This is a genomic window from Pseudomonadota bacterium, assembly GCA_026388255.1.
In the GTDB taxonomy this organism is placed as follows: domain Bacteria; phylum Desulfobacterota; class Syntrophorhabdia; order Syntrophorhabdales; family Syntrophorhabdaceae; genus JAPLKB01.
Genome location: JAPLKC010000001.1, coordinates 1 through 2,171 on the forward strand (window position 1 = coordinate 1; position 2,171 = coordinate 2,171).

Here is a 2,171-nt window from a genome sequence, read left to right on the forward strand (position 1 = left end):
AGGGTCTATACCATCCGAACCGGTCCATTCAAAAAGTATCTGTTCCATAAGGCCATCACGGACACCGGAGTCTTCTGTTGCTATGAACTGCTCAATCAGGGCTTGGAGTGTACCTGTGGTATCCCTCACCATCGCCTGATGGAGGTCGTAGGTATTGCCGTAACCTTGCAAGTCGGGTAGGGCGGCTATGTTGTCAGGGACGTCAAGCCATTCTGTGGCTATGGTATAGGTTGCATCTCTCTGGAGATTAAAACCGCCTATTGAGGCAGTTGAACCGTCTGTTTTAGTGAATGTCCCTGTCTGAACTTGTGTATTGCCTTGTGGGTCAAGGATATTTGTGTCCGTGTGGGCTACGTTGATGGATTGTATACCCATCTCTTGTAGGGTAAATAGTTCGTCTTCTGCCGAATAACCGTCGCCATCTATGTCCTGCCAGATTTTGAGTTGAGAGAATTGGGTATCGTTGGCATCTATCACGCCATCGTTATTGCTGTCCAACTCAGCCAGTGCCTGAAAACCGTCTGTAGCTCTCTGGCCGTTCTGGAGAATTGTTTGATCACCAAAAAGCTCCGTGCCGTCATCAATGGTGCAATTGTTGTTGCGATCCATAACAAGGAGGCCATCATCTGAGGATGCCCATCCGGTCTGTTCCGCAAATCCATTCCTGTCATGGTCAAAATAAGCCCCGTCTTTGACGTTGATGGTTTCTATGCCATCGTTGTCCAAGTCAAGGATAAGGGGGTCTTTGAAGAAAACGGTCTTGGCAGAAGCATAGGTCTGAAGGGAAGTGCTTATAAGTTCATTAACAAACCCCTGATATGCATTTTTAACCCACAGGGGAATAAAGCTGTAATCATCGACATTATTAACATAGCCCTTTAAATTGTTAAGCCTATTTAGCCAGCCCTTTAAAAAAACTTTTTGGCTCGGCCTTATGGCAACTATCTCTTTGTACCTTACTTTTCTTACATCCAAAAAGTCATTAATAATATTTCCGCTGTAATTCTGGATAGCAGATAATGTTTGAGAGCCAATTACTCCATCTTTGGGTAATCCTAAAACTCCCTGTAACATTTTAACACTGGTTTTATTTCCCATATTCACCGCTGTATCAAACATGGCTACTGACAATTTTGCAGGCAAAGCATCTCCTTTGATTTCATCCCAAAACATTGTTTTGTAAATGTTCTTGGCATCTTGTAATGTTATGTCTTTCACGCTATTTAATGAATTGTCGATAATTCCCTGTTTTTTTGCAGCATTAAATGTAGCTTTAGTAATACCGTAATTTGTCTGACCACCACGATCATTTGGGTGATTGGAATATCCACCCTCTGCTTTAAAGACAAACGTTAGCGCAAGATCAAATTTGCTTTCCATAATTAACCCCCTTATTTATTAATAACTTTTTCCATTCCATTTCCAAATTGTTTTACTATCTATGAAAATGTCTCGCCAACCATCAGTCTTACTTGAAAGAATGCCAACCAAGCTTTGTTTGCCTGAATCGTTTATATCTATAAAAATGGGAAACCCATTAGTAAAACATTGTGGCAATAACGATTTGATTTTTCCATTTTCGATTTTGTAAATATTGAATGGGCAGCCTGTTTGCTGTCCACAGTAGTTAAATATTTCAATATATGAAAATATTTCTTTAACACCGTCATCATTTAGATCTTTTAATGCGATATATATCAAACCATTATTCAAATCTTTCGTAGAAATCTTCTCGTATTTCATAATTAGATTACGTTCAAGTGAATATTTGGTCGAAGAGAATATTAACAATTCAATATTTAAAGATTTGTTTTGCTTGTTTGATATGTTATTAACTTTAATAGATAAATCTTTAGCAATACAATAGCTGTCCATCAAAATCCAGATTAACAAAAGTAAAGTAATAATTGAAATAATCTTGTGTATTTTAAAATTTTGGACACCCTTTCTTATCATAAGTTTTGCTCCTTTGTTTTTAATTTTTTAATATTGTTTGTGCTTTGTTATTATTATGAGTTGTAAAATTGCTCTGTAATGCGATGATGGCGGGATTCAGATCTCCCTTAAGGGATTGTGTCGTTTCATCCCATGTATATGTAATAGCATCATATACATACTTCAAATGAGTCTGTGCCATTAATTGGGCATAATACATCTCAAAAAGTCCTTCA

At 37.9% G+C, this 2,171-nt stretch carries 3 protein-coding genes; all 3 read right to left on the minus strand.

Annotated features, from left to right (window positions below; translation table 11 throughout):
- On the minus strand, positions 1-1,380 hold a 1,380-nt coding region (locus NT178_00005; protein ID MCX5810920.1), incomplete at its 3' end, for a hypothetical protein.
- A gap of 18 nt (positions 1,381-1,398) precedes the next feature.
- Positions 1,399-1,956, minus strand: coding sequence for a hypothetical protein (locus tag NT178_00010; protein ID MCX5810921.1), 558 nt, complete (start codon positions 1,954-1,956; stop codon positions 1,399-1,401).
- 19 nt (positions 1,957-1,975) lie between these two features.
- The coding region (locus tag NT178_00015; protein MCX5810922.1) for a hypothetical protein at positions 1,976-2,171 on the minus strand (196 nt) is incomplete at its 5' end.

Bases quoted from the DNA above. Each gene is read 5' to 3' on its own strand.
- NT178_00010 (MCX5810921.1), bottom strand. From the start codon at position 1,956: ATGATAAGAAAGGGTGTCCAAAATTTTAAAATACACAAGATTATTTCA.